This is a genomic window from Rhodanobacter sp. FW106-HT46G03, from assembly GCF_058789895.1.
Window position 1 is genome coordinate 116168 of record NZ_JBYTCC010000001.1, and the last position, 21287, is coordinate 137454.

The 21287-nt window shown below is 68.0% G+C and carries 21 protein-coding genes; 17 read left to right on the plus strand and 4 right to left on the minus strand.

Annotated elements, in window-relative coordinates; all coding sequences use genetic code 11:
• Window positions 1-123: 123 nt before the first annotated feature.
• From AC3WP6_RS00535 to fliP, 14 genes are all read left to right on the plus strand, one after another.
• Entirely contained in the window at window positions 124-678 is a 555-nt protein-coding gene (locus AC3WP6_RS00535; protein ID WP_492625852.1) for a PilZ domain-containing protein, read from the plus strand.
• 357 nt (window positions 679-1035) lie between these two features.
• A complete protein-coding gene (locus AC3WP6_RS00540) occupies window positions 1036-2469 on the plus strand; it encodes a sigma-54 dependent transcriptional regulator (RefSeq protein ID WP_492625853.1) in 1434 nt (477 codons plus the stop codon).
• A gap of 111 nt (window positions 2470-2580) precedes the next feature.
• The gene (gene fliE, locus AC3WP6_RS00545; protein WP_492625854.1) at window positions 2581-2910 is read left to right on the plus strand and encodes a flagellar hook-basal body complex protein FliE; all 330 of its coding nucleotides are present in this window, start codon (window positions 2581-2583) and stop codon (window positions 2908-2910) included.
• Between the two features lie 36 nt (window positions 2911-2946).
• A complete protein-coding gene (gene fliF / locus AC3WP6_RS00550; protein ID WP_492625855.1) occupies window positions 2947-4659 on the plus strand; it encodes a flagellar basal-body MS-ring/collar protein FliF in 1713 nt (570 codons plus the stop codon).
• Entirely contained in the window at window positions 4649-5668 is a 1020-nt protein-coding gene (gene fliG / locus AC3WP6_RS00555) for a flagellar motor switch protein FliG (RefSeq protein WP_492625856.1), read from the plus strand. The genes fliF and fliG overlap by 11 nt, the downstream gene beginning before the upstream one ends.
• The gene (locus AC3WP6_RS00560; RefSeq protein WP_492625857.1) at window positions 5668-6306 is read left to right on the plus strand and encodes a flagellar assembly protein FliH; all 639 of its coding nucleotides are present in this window, start codon (window positions 5668-5670) and stop codon (window positions 6304-6306) included. The genes fliG and AC3WP6_RS00560 overlap by 1 nt, the downstream gene beginning before the upstream one ends.
• Window positions 6303-7670, plus strand: coding sequence for a flagellar protein export ATPase FliI (fliI, locus tag AC3WP6_RS00565; protein WP_492625858.1), 1368 nt, complete (start codon window positions 6303-6305; stop codon window positions 7668-7670). The genes AC3WP6_RS00560 and fliI overlap by 4 nt, the downstream gene beginning before the upstream one ends.
• Window positions 7667-8092 carry a flagellar export protein FliJ gene (gene fliJ / locus AC3WP6_RS00570; protein WP_492625859.1) on the plus strand — a complete coding sequence of 142 codons (426 nt, stop codon included), beginning with the start codon at window positions 7667-7669 and terminating at the stop codon, window positions 8090-8092. Before fliI ends, fliJ begins: the two co-directional genes overlap by 4 nt.
• A 49-nt stretch (window positions 8093-8141) precedes the next feature.
• A complete protein-coding gene (locus AC3WP6_RS00575; protein ID WP_492625860.1) occupies window positions 8142-9455 on the plus strand; it encodes a flagellar hook-length control protein FliK in 1314 nt (437 codons plus the stop codon).
• A gap of 290 nt (window positions 9456-9745) precedes the next feature.
• Window positions 9746-10240, plus strand: a complete 495-nt coding sequence (locus tag AC3WP6_RS00580) for a flagellar basal body-associated FliL family protein (protein ID WP_492625861.1) — start codon at window positions 9746-9748, stop codon at window positions 10238-10240.
• Window positions 10241-10250: 10 nt separating this feature from the next.
• Entirely contained in the window at window positions 10251-11285 is a 1035-nt protein-coding gene (gene fliM, locus AC3WP6_RS00585) for a flagellar motor switch protein FliM (protein WP_492628613.1), read from the plus strand.
• Entirely contained in the window at window positions 11269-11616 is a 348-nt protein-coding gene (gene fliN, locus AC3WP6_RS00590) for a flagellar motor switch protein FliN (protein ID WP_492625862.1), read from the plus strand. Before fliM ends, fliN begins: the two co-directional genes overlap by 17 nt.
• Before the next feature lie 39 nt (window positions 11617-11655).
• A complete protein-coding gene (gene fliO / locus AC3WP6_RS00595; RefSeq protein ID WP_492625863.1) occupies window positions 11656-12030 on the plus strand; it encodes a flagellar biosynthetic protein FliO in 375 nt (124 codons plus the stop codon).
• Window positions 12027-12848 carry a flagellar type III secretion system pore protein FliP gene (fliP, locus tag AC3WP6_RS00600; protein ID WP_492625864.1) on the plus strand — a complete coding sequence of 274 codons (822 nt, stop codon included), beginning with the start codon at window positions 12027-12029 and terminating at the stop codon, window positions 12846-12848. The genes fliO and fliP overlap by 4 nt, the downstream gene beginning before the upstream one ends.
• Window positions 12849-12957: 109 nt before the next feature.
• Here the strand turns inward: fliP and AC3WP6_RS00605 are convergent, their stop codons facing one another.
• The 4 genes from AC3WP6_RS00605 to radC form a co-directional block, all read right to left on the minus strand.
• Window positions 12958-13710 (minus strand): SDR family NAD(P)-dependent oxidoreductase, encoded by a 753-nt coding sequence (locus tag AC3WP6_RS00605; RefSeq protein ID WP_492625865.1) that lies wholly within the window; start codon window positions 13708-13710, stop codon window positions 12958-12960.
• A 22-nt stretch (window positions 13711-13732) separates the two neighbouring features.
• Window positions 13733-14452 carry an SPOR domain-containing protein gene (locus tag AC3WP6_RS00610; protein ID WP_492625866.1) on the minus strand — a complete coding sequence of 240 codons (720 nt, stop codon included), beginning with the start codon at window positions 14450-14452 and terminating at the stop codon, window positions 13733-13735.
• Window positions 14452-16140, minus strand: coding sequence for an arginine--tRNA ligase (gene argS, locus AC3WP6_RS00615; RefSeq protein ID WP_492625867.1), 1689 nt, complete (start codon window positions 16138-16140; stop codon window positions 14452-14454). Before argS ends, AC3WP6_RS00610 begins: the two co-directional genes overlap by 1 nt.
• Window positions 16141-16479: 339 nt before the next feature.
• Window positions 16480-17151, minus strand: coding sequence for a RadC family protein (gene radC, locus AC3WP6_RS00620; RefSeq protein ID WP_492625868.1), 672 nt, complete (start codon window positions 17149-17151; stop codon window positions 16480-16482).
• A 95-nt stretch (window positions 17152-17246) separates the two neighbouring features.
• Here radC and coaBC point away from each other — a divergent pair, with 95 nt between their 5' ends.
• The 3 genes from coaBC to AC3WP6_RS00635 all read left to right on the plus strand — a co-directional run bounded on the left by coaBC (window position 17247) and on the right by AC3WP6_RS00635 (window position 21284).
• Entirely contained in the window at window positions 17247-18452 is a 1206-nt protein-coding gene (gene coaBC, locus AC3WP6_RS00625) for a bifunctional phosphopantothenoylcysteine decarboxylase/phosphopantothenate--cysteine ligase CoaBC (RefSeq protein WP_492625869.1), read from the plus strand.
• Window positions 18453-18458: 6 nt separating this feature from the next.
• Complete coding sequence (gene dut / locus AC3WP6_RS00630) at window positions 18459-18914, plus strand: dUTP diphosphatase (protein ID WP_492625870.1); 456 nt, start codon at window positions 18459-18461, stop codon at window positions 18912-18914.
• Between the two features lie 81 nt (window positions 18915-18995).
• Complete coding sequence (locus tag AC3WP6_RS00635; protein ID WP_492625871.1) at window positions 18996-21284, plus strand: phosphomannomutase/phosphoglucomutase; 2289 nt, start codon at window positions 18996-18998, stop codon at window positions 21282-21284.
• Window positions 21285-21287: the final 3 nt, after the last annotated feature.

The window sequence follows — 21287 nt, forward strand, 5'->3', positions numbered from 1 at the left end:
CTTTGCCAAATCCCGAGTTTCGTACCCCGATCCCGGCCTGCCGGACCCCGGCGTTCCCCCGCTTGACCGCGCTCGACCGGGGTGGCAACCATCCACGCCACCAGCTTTGACGCCGGAGTGGCAATGAATACCGATACGTGGGATGCGTTCGAGCAGCGCCTTTCCAGCGACGAATCGCTGCATGCCGATGCCGAGCCACTGCCGTGGCCGCCTACGCCGGAGCGCCTGCAACAACTCGTCGACCGCAACGCCACCGTGCTGACCACGCTGGCGACGCTGGAGGAGCGCCGTGTCGATACGGGCGACGACGACGACCCGCTGACGCAGGAAATGCGGCGCATGGACGCCAAGCTCACCGCACTGGTGGCTATCGTCAACCAGCTGCTGGCACCCGTTGCCACGTTGCCGCCACGGTGCAACGTGCGGTTCAACGAAGTGGGTGCGGTCGTGCCGCAGGCGCTGGTGCCGGCTGCCGATGGCCTGTTGTTGCGCCTGCGGTTTGACGCTTGCCCGAGCCTGTCGCTGGAATTGCCCGGTCAGCCGGTGCGCGACTTGGGTGACGGTCGTGTGTTTGTGTCATTCGTGACGCAGGGTGACGCGTTGGGTGACGCAATCAGCCGTCTCGTGTTTCGTCATCACCGACGCAAAGTGGCAGACGCCCGTCAACAGGCCTTTTGAATCACGTCGACGGCATCACACTTTGCGTGTGATGGAGCTCACGCTTTCTGTCATTGCCGGGACTTTTTCTTGGGCCTGGCACGGTGCCGGAATGCCTGGTGTGGCGGCCTGTCTTTGATCGTAAAAAAGCTTTCCTATCAATTACCTGCACGCGTTTCGGGAGGCATCCCACAAGTCGGGCAAGGGCGATTTTCCCGCCGCGCGACGTTTTTGCGGCGCGTCAACCAGCCGTTGCTGGCCTCCATGTTGCAGATCGTTAAGCGGGCCGGCGACAAGCGGCTGACGCAGTCGGACAACCAACAACAAGAGCCGTACCGCGGGAAGCGGGGAAGCTTGCAGAACGATGGGAAAGTTGCCATGCAGAAAGTCGATTTTCTGGTGATCGAGTCCGACCCGGCACGGGCCGAAGCGATTTCCTCGGCGTTGTTTTTTTTGGGCTACCGGCCGCAGCTGGGGTCGGAATGTGAGGATGTGAGTGCGGAAACCCACGCCTGGCGCGCGGTGTTTGTCGGCAACGCCGAGAGCGAGGTCGAACTCGACCGCCAGCTGGCGCTGCTGGGCGATGCCACCAAGCAGGTGCCGATGGTGGTGGCCGAGGATTCCGCGTGGCGCGAGCGTTTTGCCAAGGCGTCCTCGTCGTTTGCCACGCGCATGGCCACGCTCGCCTTTCCGCTGCGCTATGCACGCATGGCGGAGACGCTGCGCAACTTGTATGCGCATCTGTTGGGCGGGCGCTCGGCGGCACTGCGTTTCGTCGGCAACTCCACGCCGATGCTGCAGGTCAACACCTTGATCCGCCAGGTGGCGCCGTTTGATTCGAGCGTGCTGGTGCTGGGCGAATCGGGCACCGGCAAGGAGATGGTCGCGCGCAGCATCCACGAGCACTCGCCGCGCCGCGACAAGCCGTTCGTGGCGATCAACTGTGGCGCGATTCCGGCCGATCTGTTGGAAAGCGAGCTGTTTGGCCACGAAAAGGGCGCCTTTACCGGGGCGATCGCCGCGCGCAAGGGCCGCTTTGAGCTGGCCGAGGGCGGCACGCTCTTTCTGGGTGAAATCGGCGACATGAGCCTGCCGATGCAGGTGAAGCTGTTGCGCGTGCTGCAAGAGCGCGTGTACGAACGCGTTGGCGGCACCAAGACCCAGCGCTGCGACGTGCGCATCATCGCGGCCACCCATCGCAACCTTGAGCGGGCGATCGACGAAGGCAAGTTCCGCGAGGATCTGTTCTACCGGTTGTCGGTGTTCCCGCTGGAACTGCCGAGTCTGCGCGAGCGGCTGGAAGACCTGCCGGTGCTGATCGACGAGTTCAACCAGCGCCTGGCGCGGCGCGGCCTGGGCAACGTGCGCTTCAGCACCAGCGCGATCCAGGCGCTGGCCGAATACGCCTGGCCGGGCAACGTGCGCGAGCTGGCCAACCTGGTGGAACGCATGGCCATCCTGTGCCCGCATGCCGAAGTGCGCGCCAGCGAGTTGCCGGCCAAGTATCGCGGCGCGCATGGCATGGACGACTCCCAGGGCGCCGGCCTGATCGCGCTGATGAACAACGCCGTGCCGGCCCCGACCGCCGCCCAGGTGCTGCCGCTGGCGAGCGCCGCGACGGCGCTGTTGCCGGAAGAGGGCATCGACCTCAAGGATCACCTGGCCGACATCGAAGTGGGCTTGATCCGGCAGGCGCTCGATGCCAGCGGCGGGGTGGTTGCGCACGCTGCGCGCCTGCTCCACGTACAGCGCACCACGCTGGTGGAAAAGCTGCGCAAGTACGGTTTGCAGGCCGCCGGCCTCGCCGCCTGATACAGCTCGCCGTGCCATGCGCTGCGCATGGCACGGCTCGTGCAACTACTGCATTGGGACCCGTCGCGTGACGGTTTCCCGTCGCTACCCCATCGGCACGGATGAAACGTCATGAGCTCGATCGACATCACCAACCTGCTGAACCAGATGCACCAGATGAAGGTGCAGTCGCGGTTTCCCGAAACCGCGGTTGGCGCGCCGGCAGTGGCCGGCAACCCGTCGGATTTCGCCGGCGTGTTCCGGCGTTCGCTCGCTGCCGTGGGCAACCAGCAGATGGAAGCCGGACAACTCGCGGCGAGTTTCGAGCGCGGCGACCCCGGCGCCGATCTCGCGCGCACGATGATCGCGGTGCAAAAGGCCGACCTTTCGCTGCGCACGGCAGTGGCCGTGCAAAGCAAGCTGGTCGATGCCTACAACACCATCATGAACATGTCGGTCTGACGCCGGCTTTTCCGCCACTGACCGCCGAGCACTCGCATGGCCGACACCGCCATTGCCACCGCGCCAAACCCCGCGCCGGGCAACCGCCTCACCTCGCTGAAAGACGCCGCGCGCACGCCGGCCGCCCGCCAATTGATGTTGCTGGTGGCGGTGGCCGCCGCCGTCGCCCTTGGGGTGGCCGTGGTGCTGTGGTCGCGCGGGCCCAACTACGGCCTGCTGTACGCCGGGCTCGACCAGCAAGACGCCGCCGCCATTACCCAGGAGCTGCAGGCGTCGAATACCCAATACCAGCTCGGCGCTGACGGCACCTCGATCATGGTGCCCGCCGCCGACCTCGCGGCGCTGCGCCTGCGGCTGGCCGCCAAGGGCTTGCCGCAAGGCAGTGCGGCGATCAACGCCCAGCAGGCCAACGCCTCGCCGTTTGGCATGAGCGACCTGGCGGAGCGCGCGCACTACCAGCAAATGCTGGAAAACGATCTGGACAGCACCATCGGCGCGCTGCAATCGGTGCGCGCCGCGCGCGTGCATCTGGCCTTGCCCAAGCCGTCGGCCTTCATCCGCGACAACCACGCGGCCAGTGCCTCGGTGCTGCTCACGCTGTACCAGGGCCGGCAACTCGATGCTGGGCAGGTGGCTGCGATCGTGCACCTGGTGGCTGCCAGCGTGCCGGGGCTCGACCCCGGCCAGGTCTCGGTGGTGGACCAGCAGGGCCGGCTCCTGACCAGCAACAGCGATGCGCCGGGGCAAACCAACGACGACCGCCTGCGCTTGGCCACGCGGATCGAAAACACCTATGCACAGCGCATCGAGGATCTGCTTACGCCGCTGGTCGGCGCCGGCAAGGTGCGCGCGCAGGTCAACGCCGATCTCGACTTCAGCCAGAGCGAAAAGGCCACCGAAACCTACAACCACGACAACCCGGCGCTGCGCAGCGAGCAGGTTTCCAGCGAGCAGCGCACCGGCGCGGGCCCGGCCGGCGGCGTGCCCGGCGCGCTCAGCAATCAGCCGCCGAACACGGCGGCACAGCCCACGGCGGCGCAACCCAAGGCCGGTACCGCACCCACGCCGGGCGCAACCACCGCCAGCACCACCAGCGCGAGCGGTACCGAAACCTCCAGCAGCGCTACCCGCAATTACGAGCTCGACCGCACCATCAGCCACGTCAGCGACCCGGCCGGACGCCTCGCGCGGCTCACCGTCGCGGTGGTGGTGGACGACAAGGTGACGCCGGCCAGCGACCCGGATGCCAAGCCCAGGGAAGTACCGTTCAGCCCGCAGGAGCTGGCGCATTTCACCGACCTGGTGAAGAACGCGGTCGGTTTCGAGGCGCAACGCGGCGACAGCGTCAGCGTCATCAACCAGGCGTTCCACCACAGCTCGGCGCCGACGAGCGAAGCCACGCCGTTCTGGGATCGTCCCGGCATGCTCGATTTCATCAAGCAGGGCGTGGGCGTACTGATTGCGCTGCTGGTGGCGTTTGGCGTGCTGCGGCCGCTGCTCAAGGGATTGCTGCGCAACGCACCGGCACCCGCCACCGCCCGCGCGCTGGCCGGCCCGATGCCCAGCTTGTCGGTGCGCGTCGATGACGACGTTGCGTTGGGCGAAGACGGCGAGTCACCGGCGCGTATCCGCGGCGAAAGGGGCAAGACCTACGACCAGCGCGTGGCGGTGGCCAAGCGGCTGGTCACCCAGGACTCCAAGCAAGTGGCGCAAGTCGTGCGCTCGTGGGTGAACGAAGATGCCAGCTAACCATCCCGCCCCCGCCTTCAGCGGCGCTCAGCGCGCGGCCATCTTGCTGCTCACGCTGGGCGAGCAGGACGCCGCCGAGGTACTCAAGCATCTTTCCGCGCGCGACGTGCAGGCGGTGGGCAGCGCCATGGCCGGGCTCTCCGGGGTGTCGCGCGAAAACGTGCTCGACGTGCTGGACAAGCTCGATCAGGACATGGGCACCCAGACCGCGCTGGGCGTCGGTACCGAGGAGTACATCCGCAAGATCCTCACCAGCGCGCTGGGCGAGCAGAAGGCCGGTGGCCTGATCGACCGCATCCTGCTGGGGCGCAGCTCGAAGGGGCTGGAATCGCTCAAGTGGATGGAAAGTCGCGCGATCGCCGAACTCATCAATCAGGAACACCCGCAGATCATCGCGCTGGTGCTCTCGCATCTGGAGGCCGACCAGGCCGCCGAGGTGCTGGGCTACCTGCCGCCGCGCACGCGCGCCGACGCGGTGATGCGCATCGCCACGCTGGATGGCGTGCAGCCCAGCGCCCTGCAGGAGCTGGACGCGATCATGGAGCGCCAGTTCAACGGCAACACGCGCAAGCTCAAGACCGCCAGCGTCGGCGGCCTCAAGGTCGCGGCCAACATCCTCAACTCGATGGATACCAGCCGCGAAACCGAGCTGATGGCGGCGATCCGCGCGCAGGACGACGCGCTCGGCAGCCGCATCGAAGACCTGATGTTCGTGTTTGACGACCTTGTCGGCATCGACGACCGCAGCATGCAGACCCTGTTGCGCGAAGTGTCTTCGACCACCCTGGTTACCGCGCTCAAGGGCGCCGAGCCGGGCATCCGCGACAAGATCTTCGCCAACATGTCGCAGCGCGCCGCCGACATGCTGCGCGACGACCTGGAAGTGAAGGGCCCGGTGCGGCTCTCCGAAGTGGATGCGGCGCAAAGGGAGATTCTTGCCGCGGCCCGCAAGCTGGCTGACGCCGGACAGATCAGCCTCGGCGGCGCCAATGGCGACGAGTACGTGTGATGGTCGTCGCGATCCACGAGGGCACGTTGGATTTCACCCGTTGGGAATTGCCCGACGTTGGCGATCCGCAACCGCCGGAACCGGCGGTGGCGGCGGGCGACGGTACGCAGCCGACGGTGCGCGAAATCGAAGCGATCCAGCAACAGGCACGCGATGAAGGCCGCGCGACCGGCCTGGCCGAAGGCCGCGCACAGGCACAAAAAGAGTTGCAGGAACGCGTGGCGCGCCTGGAGTCGGTGTACACCGCCGCCGCGCGCCCGCTGTTGGCACTGGACGAACAGGCCGCCGGCGATCTGGCGCGGCTGGCCATGATCGTGGCGCGCCGTGTCGTCGCCGCCGAACTGCACCTGATGCCCGAGCTCATTGCCAACGCCGTGCAGGAGGCCGCCAAGGCGCTGCCGGCGGCAACCCGCGAACTGCGCGTCTACCTGCACCCCGACGACCTTGCGCTGGTGCGCGCGCTGGAAATTGCCGAGCGCGACTGGCAACTGGTGGCCGACCCTAACCTGGCGCGCGGCGATTGCCGGCTCGAAAGCGAGCGCTCGCGGCTCGATGCGCGGGTGGAAACCCGGTTGGCTGCCGCGATCGACGCCGTGCTCGGCGATGCCGCGCCGCCGCTGCCGGAGGGTCTCGCATGAATGCCGCCGCCGATCTTGCCGCGCGCCAGGCGCGCTGGCACACCGAGTTTTCCCGGCTTGCCGTGCGCGCCAAGGGCGCCCACACGCTCACCGTCGAAGGCCGGCTGCGCCGTGTCGTCGGCTTGACGCTCGAAGCCGAAGGCTGCGAAGCCGCCCTCGGCGCGCGCTGCCTGGTCGACACCGTCGACGGTGCCGAGCTGGAAACCGAAGTGGTCGGCTTTGCCGACGAACGCCTGTTGCTGATGCCGGTGGGCGACATGCACGGCGTGCAGCCCAATGCGCGCGTGCGTCCGTGCGCGCGCAGCGGCGGCTTGCCGGTGGGCCGGCCGCTGCTCGGCCGCGTGGTCGGCGCCGACGGCAGCGTGCTGGACGGCCAGGGCCCGCTGGAAACCGAAGACCACGCCGCGCTCAAGCGCGAGCCGATCAATCCGATGGCGCGCAAGCCGATCGACGCCCCGCTCGATGTCGGCGTGCGTGCGATCAACGCGCTGCTCACCGTGGGCCGCGGCCAGCGCCTTGGCCTGTTCGCCGGCTCCGGCGTCGGCAAGTCCACCTTGCTCGGCATGATGACGCGCTACACCAATGCCGATGTGGTGGTGGTCGGCCTGATCGGCGAGCGCGGCCGCGAGGTGAAGGAATTCGTCGAGCAGACGTTGGGCGAGGAAGGCCGCCGGCGTGCGGTGATCGTCGCGGCGCCGGCCGATGCGCCGCCGCTCAAGCGGCTGCGCGGCGCGCAGTACGCCACCGCGATCGCCGAGTGGTTCCGCGATCGCGGCCAGCGCGTGCTGCTGTTGATGGATTCGCTCACTCGCTACGCCCAGGCGCAGCGCGAGATCGCATTGGCCATTGGCGAGCCGCCCGCCACCAAGGGCTATCCGCCTTCGGTGTTCGCGCTGTTGCCGGCGCTGGTCGAGCGCGCCGGCAACGATGCCGAAGGCAAGGGCTCGATCACCGCGTTCTACACCGTGCTGACCGAAGGCGACGATTATCGCCACGACCCGATCGCCGATGCCGCGCGTGCGATTTTGGACGGCCATATCGTGCTTGCGCGTGATCTCGCCGAGGCCGGGCATTACCCCGCGATCGACCTCGAAGCTTCGATCAGCCGCGTGATGCCGCAAGTGGTGGCGCGCGAGCACCTGCAGGATGCACAGCGCTTCCGCCGGGTGTATTCGGCCTACCGCCAGCAGCGCGACCTGATTGCCGTCGGCGCCTACCAGAAAGGTTCCGACCCGCAGGTGGATCTCGCCATCGAGCTGTGGCCCAGGTTGCGCGAGTACCTGCAACAGGAAGTGGATGAGCCGGTAACGTTGGCGGCGGCGGTGGAGCGGCTCGCCGCGATTGCCGCGGAGGTGACCGGGTGAACACGCGCGCGCAACGCCTGCAACCGGCCGCCGACCAGGCGCGTCAAAAAACCGAAGACGCGCTGGCACAGCTGGCTACCGCGCAGCAGCAGGTTGCCAAGGCCAGGCAGCAGCTCGCCGAGCTGGAGCAGTACCGGCGCGAATACGCCGCCGCCGGCAACGGTGCGCAAAGCGTGAGCGCATTGCTCAACCGCCAGCAATTCGTCGCCCGCATCGACCAGGCGATCGAGCAGCAGGTGGTGGAAGTGGAGCGCCAGCAGCGCCGGCTTGAGCAGGTGCGGGCGAACTGGCGCAACGCGCATGCGCGCGAAAGTGCGCTGGACACCGTGATCGCGCAACACGTGGAACACGAACGTCGCGCCGAGGAACGGCGCGAGCAAGCCGAGATCGACGAGCGCATGCAGCACCGCCCGCCGCGCTGAAGCGCGGCCCCTTGCGGCATGCCCCTGATTGCGAAGGAGGTCTTTCGCCATGTCACCCCCTGCCATGTTGTCGCCGTTGCCGGCGGCCGCCGTTGCCGGCAATGCACCTGCATCCGGCCCGGCCACGACCCGCGATGCCAGCGCCCCGTTCGGCCAGCAATTGCGGGCCGCGCGCAACGCACAACCCGCACCGGCCCCCGCGTCGGCAAAGAGCGATCCACCCCCGGCATCAGCCGGCAAGGCAACGGGCACGGCGCGCACCGACGCCGCACCGAGCAAGCCGGCGCACCCGGCGGAGGAGACGAAAGTGTCGAACGTGGCGACGCCCGCGGCCAAAGCCGTCCCTGCCGCCGCCGACCCGGCGACGGCCAACGCGCCCGGCATTGCACCGGCGCCCCCTGGCGATGGCAGCTTGCTGGATACGGCGATGGCGGCAGCCCAGGCGGCTGCGGCGGCACAGGCCAGCGCGAGCGCCGGCAGCGCTGACGGCAAGACGCCACCCGCAACCTCGCCCAAGGCCGACGCTGGCGACGCTCCGCCGGACGACACCGGCGCTGCCGCGCTGGCGGGCGCCATGTTGGCCATGCTGGGGCAGGTCAACGGCCTCCCCGCCCCGGTGCCCACCGCAGGCAAGGGTCTGGCGCTCGATCCCGACGGCGCCCGCGCGCAGGCGGCGTCCCTGTCGCCGCTGTCTCTGGCCGATGTACTGGGGAGTGGGGCAAAAGCCGTCAGCGACAATCCACTCGCCGCCAATGCGTCGGCGCCGGCAACGTCGGGAGCCACCCATTCACCGGCGACGCCGTTTGCCGCCCTGTTGACCGCGACTGGCGCCGCCGCCACGGCTGCCGTGGCCGGCGATGCGCACCAGGACAACACGCTGGAAGCCTTGGCGCTGGCCGCGCCCGCGTTGCCGCCGACGACTCCCGCGGCGCCGCCGCTGCCGCCGCTGCAAATCGCCACGCCGCCGGGACAACCCGGTTTCGCCAACGAGCTGGGGCAGCAAGTCATCTGGCTCGGCCGGCAGGATATTCAGAGCGCCCGCATCCACCTGCATCCGGAAGATCTCGGCAGCATCGACGTGCACCTCAACGTGAGCCACGACCGCGTCGACGTGGTGTTTGCCGCGCAGCATCCGGCGGCCGTCACCGCCGTGCAGCAAAGCCTGCCGCAACTGCAGCAGATGCTGGCGCAACACGGCCTGGCGTTGGGCCATGCCGAAGTCGGCCAGCAACAGCAAGGCAACCCGCACTCCCACGGCACGCACCACGGCGCCGCCGCGCCGGACGAACCCGGTGGCATCGCCGCCATCGCCAGCCTGCCCGCCGCCGCCAGCCAGATCGGTCTGCTCGACGCGTTTGCGTGAGAGGCGGAGATACGGGATTCGGGATTCGAAAAGGCTCGCGGCCGCAAGGGTTGAGGGGCAGCTGGTGGGGTGGAGTTCCGCCGACGGTGCTGTTGGCGTTGCGCCTCGCAAATGCCGCTCGTCGGATTGCGGTGACACGCCGGCAACCGGCGTCAAGAAAGCGGCGGCGGCTTGGCCAGGGAGGCGCCTGACGGTGCGCTGTCGCAGCCTGTCGGGCATGGCATGCCGATTGCATCCATCAGGCATGCGCCAATGCGATGGCGCGCCACCATCGACCAAACGGAGTTTTCATGCCCGCGAACGAGCCCGCCGCCGACGCCACTCCGGCGCCGCCGAAAAAGAAATCACGCTTGCCGCTGATCCTGATCGTGGCCGCGGTGCTGCTGACGGCCGGCGGTGGCGGCGCGTACTTCCTGCTGGGCAGCGCGCATGGCAAGGCGCGAGCGCCGAAGGTGGAGCTGTCCAAGACCGATCTGTACCTGCCGCTGGAACCGCCGTTCGTGGTGAATTTCCAGGATGGCGACTCGCTGCGTTACCTGCAGGTGGGCATCACCTTGATGTCGCATGACCCGCAGGCGATCGCGACGGCGAAGGATTCCGACCCGGTGATCCGCAATGCGCTGGTGGCGCTTTTGAGCAACCAGCAGTTTGCGTTCCTGAGCACCGCGGCTGGACGCCAGAAGTTGCAGGCACAGGCGCTGGCGGCAGTGCAAAAAGTGGTTGCCCAGAGGCTGCACCGGCCCGGTATCGAAGCGCTGTATTTCACCAGTTACGTGATGCAGTGAGCACGGGAGCATCGGCATGAGCGATCTGCTTTCCCAGGACGAAATCGACGCGCTGCTCGACGGCGTGACCGATGGTGCGGTGGAAACCGGCAACGACCAGCCGCCGCCGAAAGACACCGTCATCTCCTACGACTTCACCCAGCAGGATCGCATCGTGCGCGGCCGGCTGCCGACGCTGGAGATGGTCAACGACCGTTTTGCGCGCTACTTCCGCACCGGCATCTTCAATGTGCTGCGCAAGACCGCCGAGGTGTCGGTGCTGGGCGTGAAGATGGTCAAGTTTGCCGAGTACGTGCATGGGCTGGTGGTGCCCACCAATTTGAACCTGGTGCGCATCAAGCCGCTGCGTGGCACCGCGCTGGTGGTGTTCGAGCCGCGCCTGGTGTTCACCGTGATCGACAATTTCTTTGGCGGCGACGGGCGCTTTCACGCGCGCATCGAGGGGCGCGACTTCACGCCTACCGAAAACCGCGTCATCCAGATCATGCTGGAAGAGCTTTTCACCGCGATGCGCGAGGCGTGGGCGCCGGTGCTGGGGCTTGCCTTCGAGTACCAGAGCTCGGAAATCAACCCGCAGTTCGCCAACATCGTCAGCCCGACCGAGACCGTGGTGGTGTCGCGCTTCCACGTCGAGCTCGACGGCGGCGGCGGCGAAATCCACCTCACCCTGCCGTACGCGATGATCGAGCCGATCCGCACCCTGCTGGATGCGGGCGTGCAGAGCGACCGCGTGGACCGCGACGACCGCTGGGCCGAGCTCTTGCGCGAGGAGGTGCTGGACGCCGAGGTGCCGATCAGCTCCGAGCTGCTCGAAGTGGACATGGCGCTCGGCGACTTTTTGCACCTGCGCCCGGGCGACGTCATTCCGGTCCAGCTGCCCGAATGGGCCACGGTGTTTGCCGAAGACGTGCCGCTGTTTCGCGGCGGGTTCGGCAAATCCAACGGCGTGAACGCCGTGCGTTTCCACAACAAGGTGACGCGCCAAGAGGTGCGTCTGCCGATCGAACATCACGAAGGGAACCCTCCGCATGAATCAGTCCACTGAAGCTGCCGCCATCGACGGCGAACGCGTCGAGTTCGACTCGCTGCAAGGCGCCGCGCCGGCGGCCGGCGGCGAGGTGAACCTCGACATGATTCTCGATGTGCCGGTGACGCTGGCGATGGAGGTCGGGCGCACCCGCATCAGCATCCGCAACCTGCTGCAGCTCAATCAGGGCTCGGTGGTGGAGCTCGACCGCGCGGCCGGCGAGCCGCTCGACGTGTTCGTCAACGGCACGTTGGTGGCGCACGGCGAAGTGGTGGTCATCAACGAAAAGTTCGGCATCCGGCTGACCGATGTCATCAGTCCGGCCGAGCGCGTGCGCAAGTTGCGCTGAGCCGTGAATAGGAAATCGGGAATCGGGAATCGACTCGCGTTGCTCGCGCCCGCGGCGCTGCCTGCGAGCGATGTGGATGTCGGTGGCGAGCTGGTGCGGGTGGTGCTCAGCCTGGTCGCGGTGATCGCGCTGATATTCGTTGCGGGGTGGTTGTCGCGGCGGATGCAGGGGCGCGCGCGGGCGGGCGGGCGGCGCATCCGCTGCGTCGAAACCATGGCGGTGGGCGCACGCGACCGGGTGCTGCTGATCGACGCCGACGGCAAGCGTCTCTTGGTGGGCGTCGGCCCCGGCGGCATGCACACGTTGCACGTCTACGACGGCGTGGCGCCGGCAACTGAAGCACCTGCGCCGGTGGTGCCCGCGGTGCCGAATTTTGCCCAGCTCCTCACTCGCCTGCGCCGGCCAAAACCATGAGCGCGCGCCTGCTTCGCTGTGGCCTCGTGCTGCTGTTGGCATTGCTGCCGCTGGTGGCCTTTGGCGCCCCGCCAGCGACCAAGGTGCCGGCCAGTGCGCCGGCGGTGAGCATGCCGGCGAGCCCGGCCGGCATCGGCAGCCAGGGCATCCCGGTGCTGAGCGTGCACGATGCGCCGGGCGGGGTGAAAAACTGGACGCTGTCGCTGCAGATGCTGGCGCTGCTCACCGTGCTCACGCTGTTGCCGGCGATCGTGCTGATGATGACGTCGTTCACCCGCATCATCATCGTGCTCGGCTTTTTGCGCCAGGCGCTGGGCACGCAATCCACACCGCCCAATCAGGTGCTGCTGGGGCTGGCGCTGTTTCTCACGCTGTTCGTGATGTCGCCGGTGCTGAACCAGTCCTACAACCAGGGCGTCAAGCCGTATATGGACGGCCAGATGTCCGCCGAACAGGCACTGCCCGCCGCTACCGCGCCATTCAAGCACTTCATGCTCGACCAGACCCGCGAAGCCGACCTCGGGCTGTTCACCAAGCTCGCCGGCAGCAAGCCCTACACCAGCAAGGCCGACGTGCCGTTCACCGTGGCCATGCCGGCATTCCTCACCTCGGAGCTGAAAACCGCGTTCCAGATGGGCTTCCTGCTGTTCATCCCGTTCCTCATCATCGACATCGTCGTCGCCAGCGTGCTGATGTCGATGGGCATGATGATGGTCTCCCCTTCGATCATCTCGCTGCCGTTCAAGATCATGCTGTTCGTGCTGGTGGATGGCTGGACGCTGCTGCTGGGGACGCTCGCGGGCAGCTTTTATACGTGAGGCCGGGAATCGGGAATAGGGAATGGACGACAACAGGGCGCGCCGGTGAACGACGCGCCCTGCGTTGCGGCAAACCCTGTGGGCCGGGCCTTGACCCGACCGATCTGTGTCAGTCGCGGTGCACTTGCAACCCGGCGGCGGATTGGCTGACCGGCATGATTTCCAGCCGCGTGATGTCCAGGTGCGCGGGCAGGTTGGCCACCCACCAGATGGTGTCGGCGATGTCGCCGGCGGTGATCGGGTGGGCGCCGGCGTAAAGCTGGTCCGATGCTGCCTGGTCGCCGCCGGTGCGCACCACCGTGAACTCGGTCTGCGCCATGCCCGGCTCGATCGAGGTGACGCGCACGCCGCTGCCGTGTAGATCCACGCGCAGGTTCTGCGAGAATTGGGTGACGAACGCCTTGGTGCCGCCGTACACGTTGCCGCCGCGGTAGGGGTAGCTGCCGGAGATCGAGCTCAGGTTGACGATGGCGCCGCGGCGTGCGATCAGCCGCGGCAGCAGCAGGCGCGTCATCGTCACCAGCGCGGTGACGTTGGTGTCGATCATCTGCTTCCACTGCGCCAGATCGGACTCTTGCGCCAAGCCGGTGCCGAGCGCGAGGCCGGCGTTGTTCACCAGGAGATCGACCTCGGCGAACGCCGGTGGCAGCGTGTCGATGGCGTGGCGCAGCGCGCCCTCGTCGCGCTGGTCGAACGCGGCGGCATGCACGCGGTCGGCGCCGTACTTGGCGACCAGTGCGGTCAGCCGCTCGGCGCGGCGGCCGCTGGCGATCACGCGCCAGCCGCCGGCGAGGAAACGCTCCGCGGTGGCAGCGCCGAAACCGGCGGTGGCGCCGGTGATCCAGACAGTCTTGGTGCTCATGCTTGTCATCCTCGGCGAAAAACTACTTGCCTTCTTTCAGCGCGATCGACGGGATGCCGGCAGCGGTCAGCCGCTGTTTGGTCGCTTCCAGTGCGCTGGCGCTGGCGAACGGCCCGAGCCGCACGCGGTGGTAGGGCTGGCCGTGCACGGTGACCGTCTGCACGTTGGCGACAAAGCCCTGCATGGCCATTTGCGCCTTCATCGACTCGGCTTTCGCCGCGTCCGGGAAAGCGCCGATCTGCAGCAGGTAGCCACCGCCGCCGGCCGGCTCCGGCAGCGCCGCAGGTGGTGCGGCTTCCACGGTTTGCGTGGCGATGTGGCCGTTGGCGCCCGCCACCGGGGTCGCCGGGTTGGGGGTTGGCGTCGGCGCCGGCGGCGCGGCGTTGGCGGCAGCAGCGGCAGCGGCGGCCTGTTTCTGCTGCTCGGCCTTGGCCTGCGCGCTGATTTCGGCGTCCGGAATGCGCACTTCTTTTTCCGACAGCACCGAATAGAAATCGAACTGCGGTTTTTTCGCTGCGCTCGACGTCGTGGCCGGGGCGACGGCGCCGGCCTCGCTGGGTGTCTCGGCCGTGGCCTGCGGATTGGCTTGCGGGCCGGGGGTCATCGGCAATTGCGAGCGGTGCATCAGCACCACGACGAAGATGCCGCCGGCGATGGCGCCGACCAGCGCCCACGCCCACGCGGGTACGCCGCCGCTCGAATTGCGCACGGCCTGGCGGCCCTTGGCTCTGCGTTGCGCCATCACATGTGCTCCGGGGCGGTGAGGCCCAGCAGGTCCAGACCGTTGCGCAGCACTTGCCGGGTCGCCACCGCGAGGGCGAGGCGGGCGTCGCGCAGATCCTTGTCGTCAACCAGAAACTGGCAGGCGTTGTAATACGTATGGAACGCGTTGGCGAGGTCGCGCAACCACACCGCGAGCAAATGCGGTTCGAGGTTGGTCGCCGCGCTGGCGACGACCTCCGGGTAGCGTGAAAGCTCGGTCAGCAACGCCTGTTCGTGTTCGTTGTCGAGGCGGTCGAGGTGCAGCAGGCCGTTGGCTTGGTCTTGCGCAAGGCCTTTTTCACCGGCCTGGCGCAGCACGCTGCACACCCGCGCGTGGGCGTACTGGATGTAGTACACCGGGTTGTCGTTGGACTGCGAGCGCGCGAGGTCGATGTCGAACACCAGCTGCGAATCGCTCTTGCGCGAGACGAGGAAGTAGCGCGTGGCGTCGCGACCCACCTCGTCGATCAGGTCGCGCAGGGTGACGTAGCTGCCGGCGCGCTTGGAGATCTTCACCTCCTCGCCGCCGCGCATCACCGTCACCATCTGGTATAGGAGGTAATCCGGGTAGCCCCTGGGGATGCCGCGATCCAGCGCCTGCAGGCCGGCCTTCACGCGCGCCAGCGAGCCGTGGTGGTCCGAGCCCAGCACGGTGATCGCCTTGCCGTAGCCGCGCTGCCACTTCGAGAGATGGTAGGCCACGTCCGGCACGAAATAGGTATAGGTGCCGTCGGACTTGCGCATCACGCGGTCCTTGTCGTCGCCGAAGGCCGTCGTCTTCAGCCACAGCGCGCCGCCTTCCTCGTAGGTGTAGCCGTGGGCCGTCAGCCCGCGCACGGCTTCCTCCACCTTGCCGTCGGCGTACAGCGAGGATTCGAGGAAATACACGTCGAACCCGACACCGAAGGCGGCGAGGTCGAGGTTCTGCTCGTGCCGCAGGTAGGCCACGGCGAACGCGCGGATCGCGTCGAGATTGTCCGGATCCTTCGCGCCGGTGACGGTCTGGCCCTCGACGCTGACGCTCGCGCCGGCCAGATAGGCGCTCGCGACGTCGGCGATGTAGTCGCCGCGGTAGCCGTTCTCCGGCCAACCGGGGGCCTCCGGTGCAATCCCGCGCGCACGCGCCTGCACCGACACTGCGAGGTTGGCGATCTGCACGCCGGCGTCGTTGTAGTAGAACTCGCGCTTTACCGCCCAGCCAGCGGCTCCCAGCAGGCGCGCCACGCAGTCGCCCAGCGCCGCATTGCGGCCGTGGCCCACGTGCAGCGGGCCGGTGGGGTTGGCCGAAACAAACTCGACCCCCACGGTGCGCCCGGCACCGCTGGCGTTGCGGCCGTAACGCTCACCTTGTTCCAGGATGCGCCGCACCAGCGCTTGGCTGGCGTCGGCGGCGAGAAAAAAGTTGATGAAGCCGGGGCCGGCAATCTCGATCTTGGCCACTTCGGCGCTGGCCGGCAGTGCCGTCACCAACTGTTCCGCCAGTTCGCGCGGCTTGCGGCGTGCCGCCTTGGCCAAAAGCATCGCCACGTTGGTGGCGAAGTCGCCGTGTTCGCGGCTGCGTGTGCGCTCAATCACGAAATCCGGAACCACGAGGTCGCCCGGCAGCAGCGTCTGGCCCTGCAGGGCGTGGATGGCCTCAAGGACCAGGGCGTGCAACTGTGCTTTCACGGGCGCGGCAGGTTCGGGATGGAACCGATAATGCTAGCAGACGCTTGGCCGCCCACCGTGCTGACGCAGGTACGTGACCAGTGGCGAGGTGGTGCCCGTGCGGCTTGTGGATAAGTCTGTGGGGAAAGTACGGAGGTTCTTGCCGGCTTGGCGCGTGGAACAGTCCTTGCAGGTGTTCCACGCCGACAGGTACTTTGCTATCAATAGGTTAAGTGAAAACCTTCGTGTGCCGCCTTGAATGACCCCTGCAAGCGCCGATCTGCGGTATTTGTGCATAAGTATCCGCAGCTTGGCCGCGAACCCTGCAGCGAAGGGTTGGCTCACACCCGCCAGAGCGCATCAAATAAGGCCGCGCGCGGCCATCGACACCGGCTCGCCGGCGCCAATCACGAGGTGGTCCAGCACCCGTACGCCGATGGTCCTGAGCGCATCGCCCAAATCATGGGTGATGGCGCGGTCGGCGGCGCTCGGCTCGGCCACACCGGAAGGGTGGTTGTGGGCGAAGATCACCGCGCTGGCGTTGTGCTCGAGGCAGGCGCGCACGACCTCGCGTGGATGCACGCTGGCGCCGTCCACCGTGCCGCGGAACAGTTCCGCGAACCCCAGCACGCGGTGGCGGTTGTCGAGAAACAGGCAAGCGAAGATTTCATACGGCAGGTGGCGCATGCGTGCACGCAGATAGGTGCCGCTGTCGCGCGGATTGGCCAGCGCCGGCTGCTCGCGCAGTTGTTCGGCCAGGCTGCGTCGTGCCAGTTCCAGCGCGGCCGCGATGCGCGCGCGCTTGGCCGGGCCGAGGCCACGGACGCGGGCGGACTGGTCGGGCCGCGCCAACAAATTGGACAGGCTGCCGGCGGCCAGCAATATTTCCCGTGCCAGCGCGATTGCGTCCTTGCCGCGCACGCCGCTGCCCAGCAGCACGGCCAGCAGTTCGGCATCGGAGAGCGCGTCGCTGCCGCGTGCGAGCAGCTTTTCGCGCGGGCGTTCGCCTTCGGGCCAATCACGGATGCTCATGCCGCCAGCGTGCCCGTTATGCCGCCACGCGGCAGCCGTCGCGGCCTGCAGTTCCGGTAAGCTAGCCGCGTTGAGGTACGTCAGGCCGAACCTACATGAGTCTTGCTGAGCGGCGCATTCTGCTGGGGGTTTCAGGCGGCATAGCTGCCTACAAGGCGTGCGAGCTGGTGCGCCGGCTGCGTGACGCCGGCGCCGAGGTACGGGTGGTGATGACCGCCGGTGCCGAGCACTTTGTCGGCACCGCCACCTTCCAGGCCTTGTCTGGCCAGAGCGTGCGCACCTCGCTGTGGGATGCCTCCGCCGAAGCCGCCATGGGCCACATCGAACTGGCGCGCTGGGCCGAACGCATCCTGATTGCGCCGGCCAGTGCCGATGCCATCGCCCGCCTGGCGCATGGCCATGCCGACGATCTGTTGACCACGCTGTGCCTCGCCAGCGATGCCCCGCTCTACCTCGCGCCGGCGATGAACCGGCAGATGTGGGCGCACCCGGCGGTGCAGGCCAACATGGCCACGTTGCGCCAGCGTGGCGTGCATGTGCTGGGGCCGGCGGATGGCGCGCAGGCCTGCGGGGATGTCGGCGCCGGGCGCATGGTCGAGCCCGAGGCGATGCGCGACGCGCTGGCGGCGTCGTTCGGCGCGGGCGTGCTGGGCGGCGTGGCCGTGGTCGTCAGCGCGGGCCCCACGTTCGAGGACATCGACCCGGTGCGCTTCATCGGCAACCGCAGCTCCGGCAAGATGGGGTTTGCGGTGGCGCAGGCGGCGGTCGAAGCTGGCGCCGAGGTGACCCTGGTGGCCGGGCCGGTCAGCCTGCCGACGCCAGCGGGCGTCGGCCACCGGGTCAACGTGCGCAGCGCCGCGCAGATGCAGCAGGCGGTGCAGGCCGCGTGCCGTGCGGCGCAGATCTACGTCGGGGCGGCCGCGGTGGGCGACTATCGCCCGGTGCAGTGTGCCGGGCGCAAGCTGAAGAAACAGGCCGGCGCCGATCTGGTGCTCGAACTGGCGGAAAACCCCGACATCCTCGCCAGCCTGGCGGCGCTTTCCGCGCCGCCGTTCCTGGTCGGCTTTGCGGCGGAAACCCACGAAGTGGAGCGCTATGCGCAGGACAAGCTCGCGCGCAAAGGGCTGGACATGATCGCCGCCAACCGCGTCGGCGACGGCCTTGGCTTCGACTGCGCCGACAACGCGCTCGAGGTGTTCTGGAAGGACGGCCACCAGCCGTTGCCGCGTGCCAGCAAGATCGAGCTGGCACGCCAGCTTGTTGCCTGCATCGCCGAGCGCTACCACGCCGCGCGCGGCTGAGCGGCCATGCTCGACGTCCAGCTCAAGGTTCTCGACCCGCGTCTGGGCGCAAGCATCCCGCTGCCGGCCGCGGCCACACCCGGCAGCGCCGGGATGGATCTGCGCGCCGCGCTGGCAGCGCCGCTCACGCTCGCCCCCGGCGAAAGTGCGCTGGTGCCCAGCGGCATCGCGATCCACATCGGCGACCCCGGCTGGTGCGCGCTGATCGTGCCGCGCTCGGGGCTGGGGCACAAACACGGCCTGGTGATGGGGAACCTTGTCGGGGTGATCGACGCCGACTATCAGGGGCCGCTGATGATTTCCTGCTGGAATCGCGGCCGTGCGGCGTACACCATAGAAATCGGCGATCGCATCGCGCAGCTGCTGCTGGTGCCCGTGGCGCAGGCGCGGTTGACGGTGGTGGCGGATTTCGCGCCCAGCACGCGCGGCAGTGGCGGGTTTGGTTCAACCGGTATCCGGTGATGCCGCAAGGCAACCGGAAGGCACAGGCACCTGTGACGACAGGGATCGGCAATGGCTGAGGCGAGCGGTTCGAGACGGCGTATGCAGGTCGATGTGCGGCGTTTGTGGCCGCTTGCGCTGGGCACCGTGTTCCTGCTGGCTGGCGTGTTTTGCGCCTGGCAAACCTGGCTCGTCGCCGACGAGGCACACGCCGCCGCGCGCGTGGTGCGTGCCCGCGACACGGTGGCGCAAGGGCTGGCAAGCACGGTGGCACGCCAGCGTGCCGCGGTGGAAAACATCGCCGCGACCCTGCCGCCGGCCACCTTGCAACTCGACCACGCGCAGCTGGTGGCGGCCCTGCATGCCGAGCTGCCGCAGGCCCTCGCGCTCGACGTCTACAGCGGCAGCCTGGCAGAAGTGCTGCATGCCAATTTCCGCGAGTTTGGCTACGCCAAGGCAGCGCAGCTCATGGCGGCGCAAACCGACGATGGGCTGCCGCCGGTGCAGAGCGTCTCACACGGCATCGGCGACCGCCGCCTGAGCATGGTGGTGCCGCTCGGTCAGGCCGGCCACGCGCAGGCGTGGCTGTGGGTCGAACTGCCGTTCGCGCCGGTCAAGCAGGTGTTCGAATCGGTGTCGCCTGCGGGCGGCCGGCTCGATTTGCGGCAGGGCGACACGGACAGCGACATGCGCATCCTTGCGCACGGCAGTGCGGCCGCCCAGGCGGAGCCGGTTGCGAAGATGGTTCCCGGTAGTACCTTCAGCGTTGCCGCCGCGCTGCCGGACGCATTCATCGTGCTGCCGCATTCGTGGCCGCTCGCTGCCTTGCTGGCCTTGCTCGGGCTGGGCATCGGCAGCTACCTGATCATCTGGCACCGACGCTCGGCGCACGACGCTGGCGGCGCGGGGATCGACATCCAGGAGTTTACGTTGGCCAAGCATGCTGCAACACCGGCAACATCCCTTCCCGCGCCCATCGCGGCCGCCGCGCCGCCGGCCGTGGCCGGCATCCGCGTTGATCCCGGCATTTTTCGCGCGTACGACATCCGCGGCGTGGTTGGCCAGACGCTGGATGCCGGCGTGGCGCAACAGTTGGGCCAGTCGATCGGCAGCCTGATGCGCGAGCAGGGCCTGCGCGAGATCGTGGTGGGTCGCGATGGCCGACTGTCCGGCCCGGAGCTTGCCGGGGCGCTGTGCCAGGGCCTGTGCGACGCCGGCGTCGACGTGGTCGACCTCGGTGCGGTGCCCACGCCGGTGGTGTACTTCGCCACTTTCCACTACGGCACCGGCTGCGGCGTGGCCGTGACCGGCAGCCACAACCCGCCCGACTACAACGGCTTCAAGGTCGTGATTGGCGGGCAGACGCTGTCCGAAGGGGCGATCAAGGATCTCTACCGGCGGATTGCCGAAGACGCGCTCGAACAAGGTGGCGGCGGCAAGCTGCGCCAGATCGACGTGTTGCCCGATTATCTCGAGCGCATCGTGTCCGACGTGCAGACCGAGCGCCGCCTGAAGGTGGTGGTGGATTGCGGCAACGGCATCCCCGGCGTGATCGCGCCGCAGGTGCTGTCCGGCATCGGTTGCGAAATCATTCCGCTCTACTGCGATGTCGACGGCACCTTCCCCAACCACCACCCCGACCCGTCCGAGCCGCGCAATCTGCAGGATCTGATCCTCGCGGTGCGCCAGACCGGTGCCGATCTCGGCGTGGCGTTCGATGGCGATGGCGACCGTCTGGGCGTGGTCACCAAGACGGGCGAAATCGTGTTTCCCGATCGCGTGCTGATGCTGTTTGCGCGCGACGTGCTGGCGCGCCAGCCGGGCGCCACCGTCATCTACGACGTGAAGTGCACCGGGCATCTCAAGGGGCAGATTCTCGAAGCCGGCGGCAGCCCGCTGATGTGGCGCACCGGGCACTCGCTGATCAAGGCCAAGATGCGCGAAACCGGCGCCGAACTCGCCGGTGAAATGAGCGGGCATTTCTTCTTCAAGGAGCGCTGGTACGGCTTCGACGATGGCGTGTATGCCGGCGCGCGGCTGCTGGAAATCCTGGCCGGCGACCTGGAAGGGCGCACGCCGGAGGAGATCTTCGCCACCTTGCCCAAGGGCGTTTCCACCCCCGAGCTCAAGATCCCGATGGCCGAGGGCGCACACTACCGCTTCATGGAGAAATTCCGTGTCGCGGCGAAATTCGGCGACGCCACGCTCATCACCATCGACGGCGTGCGCGCCGATTGGCCGGATGGCTGGGGCCTGGTGCGCGCCTCCAACACCACGCCGGTGCTGGTGCTGCGGTTCGATGCCAACGACGAGGCCGCGCTCAAGCGCGTGCAGCAGGTGTTCCGTACCCAGCTCCTGGCGGTGGAGCCGTCGCTCAAGTTGCCGTTCTGAAAG

Bases quoted from the DNA above. Each gene is read 5' to 3' on its own strand.
- AC3WP6_RS00560 (WP_492625857.1), top strand. From the start codon at position 5,668: ATGGTCGTCGCGATCCACGAGGGCACGTTGGATTTCACCCGTTGGGAA.
- fliI (WP_492625858.1), top strand. From the start codon at position 6,303: ATGAATGCCGCCGCCGATCTTGCCGCGCGCCAGGCGCGCTGGCACACC.
- fliG (WP_492625856.1), top strand. From the start codon at position 4,649: ATGCCAGCTAACCATCCCGCCCCCGCCTTCAGCGGCGCTCAGCGCGCG.
- fliE (WP_492625854.1), top strand. From the start codon at position 2,581: ATGAGCTCGATCGACATCACCAACCTGCTGAACCAGATGCACCAGATG.
- AC3WP6_RS00610 (WP_492625866.1), bottom strand. From the start codon at position 14,452: ATGGCGCAACGCAGAGCCAAGGGCCGCCAGGCCGTGCGCAATTCGAGC.
- AC3WP6_RS00605 (WP_492625865.1), bottom strand. From the start codon at position 13,710: ATGAGCACCAAGACTGTCTGGATCACCGGCGCCACCGCCGGTTTCGGC.
- radC (WP_492625868.1), bottom strand. From the start codon at position 17,151: ATGAGCATCCGTGATTGGCCCGAAGGCGAACGCCCGCGCGAAAAGCTG.
- AC3WP6_RS00575 (WP_492625860.1), top strand. From the start codon at position 8,142: ATGTCACCCCCTGCCATGTTGTCGCCGTTGCCGGCGGCCGCCGTTGCC.
- AC3WP6_RS00540 (WP_492625853.1), top strand. From the start codon at position 1,036: ATGCAGAAAGTCGATTTTCTGGTGATCGAGTCCGACCCGGCACGGGCC.
- fliP (WP_492625864.1), top strand. From the start codon at position 12,027: ATGAGCGCGCGCCTGCTTCGCTGTGGCCTCGTGCTGCTGTTGGCATTG.
- coaBC (WP_492625869.1), top strand. From the start codon at position 17,247: ATGAGTCTTGCTGAGCGGCGCATTCTGCTGGGGGTTTCAGGCGGCATA.
- dut (WP_492625870.1), top strand. From the start codon at position 18,459: ATGCTCGACGTCCAGCTCAAGGTTCTCGACCCGCGTCTGGGCGCAAGC.
- fliN (WP_492625862.1), top strand. From the start codon at position 11,269: ATGAATCAGTCCACTGAAGCTGCCGCCATCGACGGCGAACGCGTCGAG.
- AC3WP6_RS00580 (WP_492625861.1), top strand. From the start codon at position 9,746: ATGCCCGCGAACGAGCCCGCCGCCGACGCCACTCCGGCGCCGCCGAAA.
- AC3WP6_RS00635 (WP_492625871.1), top strand. From the start codon at position 18,996: ATGCAGGTCGATGTGCGGCGTTTGTGGCCGCTTGCGCTGGGCACCGTG.
- AC3WP6_RS00535 (WP_492625852.1), top strand. From the start codon at position 124: ATGAATACCGATACGTGGGATGCGTTCGAGCAGCGCCTTTCCAGCGAC.
- fliF (WP_492625855.1), top strand. From the start codon at position 2,947: ATGGCCGACACCGCCATTGCCACCGCGCCAAACCCCGCGCCGGGCAAC.